Origin of the sequence: Citrobacter sp. (assembly GCF_050252275.1) — a bacterium.
Taxonomy (GTDB): Bacteria; Pseudomonadota; Gammaproteobacteria; order Enterobacterales; family Enterobacteriaceae; genus Citrobacter_A; species Citrobacter_A amalonaticus.
Genome location: NZ_JBFWLF010000341.1, coordinates 1 through 4,403 on the forward strand (window position 1 = coordinate 1; position 4,403 = coordinate 4,403).

Here is a 4,403-nt window from a genome sequence, read left to right on the forward strand (position 1 = left end):
TTACACGGCTACAGTAAGAGCTTACAAAGTGGGATACCTTTTCGATTTTGCCACCGGTGAGAGTGAAATGGCAAAAACGCAAAGAGACCGGCAACGCGTGTCACCGATTTATAAAACAGCGTTTCTTTTCAATCAAAAGGCAAGGTCAAAAATGCGAATCAGGCAGCAGTTTAGCGTACTGCCTGATGAGGAGAATAACCGTTAACGATAGTTCACAATCACCTGATTGCTCTGAACTTTTAATGCGGGAATTAAGCGACCACCGCCGGGAACTTCCCAGATGAAACGCAGGGGTTCAACGGCAGGCACGTTGTTAAATGCCTGCGTGGTGCCGCTCTGCCCTTCTATCTCTACACAGCGTGATTGTGAACATAAGCGCACGCGTAAACCGGCAGGCGTCGGGCCATTCAGTTCATATCGCCAGGCGACCAGCGTCATCAGACCGGAGACAGGCTGGCTGGATGAAAGCGGCGACGACGAGGCCGCCACGCCGCGGTGATTCAGGGTTATGCCGATACTACTGGCCTGCCACGCCCCTTCCCCGGCAGCCTGTACCACCAGCGGGAAAAGTAACAGCCAAAGCAGTTTGCGCATTATTTACCTCCAATGGTTGCCGTCATGCGGATGTTACGGTTATCGGACAGTTCCATGTTCGACAGCACCACCAGTTGCGGCAGGCTGCGGCGCAGGAAGCGCGACAACAATGGACGCAACGCATGGTTAACCAGCAGCACCGGCGGCGCACCCAGCATTTCCTGGCGGGACAGCGCCTCCTGAGTTTGCGCCAATAGTCGATCGGCAAGGCCGGGTTCCAGTCCCCCACCGCCCTGGAGTGCCTGCAATAGCAGGCGTTCGAGCGCGGTGTCGAGACCAATCACGTTAACTTCATGATTACCAGGGAACCACTGCTGGGTGATCGCGCGCCCCAGCGCCACGCGAACCACCGCCGTGAGTTCATGCGGATCGCTCTGCAATGGCGCATGTTCCGCCAGCGTTTCCAGAATGGTGCGCATATCGCGAATCGGCACTTTTTCATCCAGCAGATTCTGCAACACTTTATGCAGCGTGGTCAGGGTCACCACACCCGGCACTAAATCTTCGGTCAGCTTCGGCATCTCCTGCGACACGCGATCCAGCAGTTGCTGCGCCTCCTGGCGACCGAACAGTTCAGCCGCATACTGACCAATCAGATGGTTCAGATGGGTTGCGACTACGGTACTGGCCTCCACTACGGTAAAGCCCTGAATCTGCGCCTGTTCTTTTAAGGCACTTTCAATCCAGATAGCGTCCAGACCAAAGGCCGGATCCACTGTCTGTTCGCCGGGTAATGTCCCCGCCGCCGTGCCTGGGTTTATCGCCAGCCAGCGTCCCGGATAGGCGTCGCCGCTGCCAATCTCCACCCCTTTCATCAGGATGCGGTAATGCGCAGGTTGCAGATCCATATTGTCGCGGATATGTACCACTGGCGGCAGAAAGCCCATGTCCTGGGCGAACTTTTTACGGATACTGCGGATACGACCCAGCAGTTCGCCGTCCTGCTGAAAATCGACCATCGGGATCAGGCGATAGCCCACTTCCATGCCGAGAGAGTCTTCCAGTTGCACGTCGTTCCAGGTGGCTTCCACCACCGAGTTGTTTTCCGGAACTTTAGTCGGTTGTGGCTCGACAGGCGCCTTCTGCTCACGTCCCCGGATCCACCAGGCCAGTCCCAGCAGCGCGGCGGTAAACATCAGGAACACCAGGTTTGGCATCCCCGGCACCAGGCCCAGCAGACCCAGAACCGCGGCGCTCAGCAACATCACGCTCGGATTACTGAACAGTTGCCCGACCATCTGCTCGCCGACGTCCTGATCGGTACTGACGCGGGTGACGATGACACCCGCCGCGGTTGAAATCACCAGCGCGGGGATCTGCGCCACCAGACCATCACCGATGGTCAACAGGGTATAGCTTTCCGCAGCATGCCCCATGCTCATCCCATGTTGCAGCACCCCCACCAGCAGACCGCCCACAACGTTAATCACCATAATCAGAATACCGGCGATGGCGTCGCCACGAACGAACTTACTCGCACCGTCCATTGAGCCATAGAAGTCGGCTTCCTGAGTCACTTCAGAACGACGCTTTTTCGCCTCATCTTCACCGATAAGACCGGCATTAAGGTCGGCGTCAATCGCCATCTGTTTACCCGGCATCCCGTCAAGAACGAAGCGCGCGCCCACTTCAGCGATACGCCCGGCACCTTTGGTGATAACCATAAAGTTGATGATGACGAGAATAACAAACACCACGATACCGATAGCAAAGTTACCGCCGACCAGGAAGTGGCCGAACGCTTCAACGACCTTGCCCGCCGCCGCCGCGCCAGTGTGCCCTTCCATCAAAATAATACGCGTGGAAGCCACGTTCAGCGCCAGACGCAGCAGCGTGGTGAACAACAGAATGGTCGGAAACGCGGCAAACTCCAGCGTGCGCTGGGTGAACATCGCCACCAGCAGCACCATAATCGACAGTGCGATGTTAAAGGTAAACAGCAGGTCAAGGATGAACGCCGGCAACGGCAGGACCATCATCGACAGGATCAGCAGAATGAGGATTGGCCCGGCAAGGATCTGCCACTGCGTGGTTTTCATGTTGTTGGGCAGGCGCAGCATCGCAACCAGATTAGCCATCGGTAGTCTTCTCGTTCATAAAATCCAGGGCTTCAGGCACTGGAAGATTTGCAGGTTGTGGTGGACGTTCCCCACCGGCGAGCCGCCAGCGTTTAAGCTGCCACACCCAGGCCAGCACTTCCGCGACGGCGGCGTACAGTTGTCCGGGGATCTGCTGACCAATCTCAGCATGGCGATAAAGCGCACGCGCCAGCGGCGGCGCTTCAAGGGTGGGAATTTTGTTCTCGGCACCGATCTCGCGAATGCGCAGGGCCACAAGTCCGGCCCCTTTCGCCACGACTTTCGGCGCGCTCATCTTATTTTCGTCGTATTGCAGCGCCACCGAATAGTGAGTCGGGTTGGTGACGATGACATCGGCATTAGGGACATCACTCATCATGCGTCGACTCGCCGCCTGGCGCTGCATCTGCCGGATACGCCCCTTCACATGAGGGTCGCCTTCATTCTGTTTAAATTCGTCACGGATATCCTGGCGTGACATGCGTAATTTTTTCAAATGGCTCATGATCTGGAAAATCACGTCGAATCCGACCATCGGGATCACCCCCAGCACCACCAGCAGCGCACACAGCCCAACGAGATCCAGCGCATTGCCCATCGCCGCGCGCGGTGACTCCGCCATCAGGCGCATCATCTCCGGCCAGTTATGCCACAGATACATCGCCGTCACGCTGCCCACCAGTGTGGATTTCAGAATGGCTTTCAACAATTCCGCCCCGGTCTGCGCGGAAAACATGCGTTTGATGCCTGGCAGCGGATTGAGCTTGGAAAATTTGGGTTGCAGTGATTTACCGCTGAAGACCAGACCGCCAAGCAGAACCGGCGAGATCAGCGCCACCAGCACCACGCCGGTAATCAGCGGCAGCAGCGCGATCATCGCTTCTTTAATCAGCAGAATAATTTGCCCGAGGATCAGATTAGGATCATTGACCATGCTGTGGTCAAAACGCAGTCCTGCCGACAACATGCCCGATAATCGTCTGGCCAACGACTCGCCGCCAATCCAGATAATGCAGACGCCCACCAGCAAAATGAGCAGTGAGGTCAGTTCTCTGGAACGGGGGATCTGCCCCTCTTCCCGCGCTTTCTCAAGTCGGTGGGGTGTGGGGGCTTCTGTTTTGTCGTCGTTCTCTTCAGACACGCATCAGATCCTGGATAGTCTTATGAGCGAAAATGATGCCAGAACAGCATTGAATTAATGGCAAGAGTAAGCAGCAAAAAAGGCGGGGTTTATGACGTTAATGGTGAGTACCGCAGACAATGCGGTGCATCTTAACGGGCCTACATGACGTGCGTAGGCCCGATAAGCAAAGTGCCTTCGGGCAATGAGACTAAAACCCTAAACTATCCAGCAGATCGTCCACCTGGTCCTGGCTGGCGACAACGCCCGCTTTGGTCGCATCGACCTGCGGACCATTCAGCAGGCTTTCACTTTCGCGTTTGGGTCGAGAACTCTGCTCTGGAATATTTTCCAGTAGTACCATCAGCAGCTGACGTTCAATCTCCTGAATCACATCCATCATGCGTTTAATCACCTGACCGGTCAGATCCTGGAAGTCCTGCGCCATCATGATGTCAAGCAACTGTGCGTTGGTGAAACTGGTATGCCCGGGCACATCGCCGAGGTAGTTTCGTGTGTCAGTCACCAGATCGCGGGCGTCAGAGAGCTCAATCGGGATTTCAAACCACTCGTCCCAACGCTTGCTCAGCGCCATCGCCCCTTGCTCCATT

Annotated in this window: 5 protein-coding genes; 1 reads left to right on the forward strand and 4 read right to left on the reverse strand. The window is 56.2% G+C overall.

Translation table 11 applies throughout. The annotated features are described in order from the left end of the window. On the forward strand, nt 1-205 hold a 205-nt coding region (locus AB7E14_RS21005), incomplete at its 5' end, for a hypothetical protein (protein ID WP_428169899.1). On the opposite strand, the gene flhE is transcribed toward AB7E14_RS21005, so the two are convergent. From flhE to AB7E14_RS21025, 4 genes are all read right to left on the reverse strand, one after another. After that, on the reverse strand, nt 202-594 hold the full coding sequence (gene flhE / locus AB7E14_RS21010; RefSeq protein WP_043000346.1) for a flagellar protein FlhE: 393 nt from the start codon (nt 592-594) through the stop codon (nt 202-204). The genes AB7E14_RS21005 and flhE overlap by 4 nt on opposite strands. Beyond that, a complete protein-coding gene (flhA, locus tag AB7E14_RS21015) occupies nt 594-2,672 on the reverse strand; it encodes a flagellar biosynthesis protein FlhA (RefSeq protein WP_090049251.1) in 2,079 nt (692 codons plus the stop codon). Before flhA ends, flhE begins: the two co-directional genes overlap by 1 nt. Then, a complete protein-coding gene (gene flhB, locus AB7E14_RS21020) occupies nt 2,665-3,813 on the reverse strand; it encodes a flagellar biosynthesis protein FlhB (RefSeq protein WP_044327047.1) in 1,149 nt (382 codons plus the stop codon). Before flhB ends, flhA begins: the two co-directional genes overlap by 8 nt. Before the next feature lie 190 nt (nt 3,814-4,003). Next, nucleotides 4,004-4,403, reverse strand: a 400-nt coding sequence (locus AB7E14_RS21025) for a protein phosphatase CheZ (protein ID WP_428169900.1), incomplete at its 5' end; no start/stop codon positions are given.

Excerpts from the sequence above, each read along its gene's own strand:
- flhE (WP_043000346.1), bottom strand. The coding sequence starts at position 594 with ATGCGCAAACTGCTTTGGCTGTTACTTTTCCCGCTGGTGGTACAGGCT.
- flhA (WP_090049251.1), bottom strand. The coding sequence starts at position 2,672 with ATGGCTAATCTGGTTGCGATGCTGCGCCTGCCCAACAACATGAAAACC.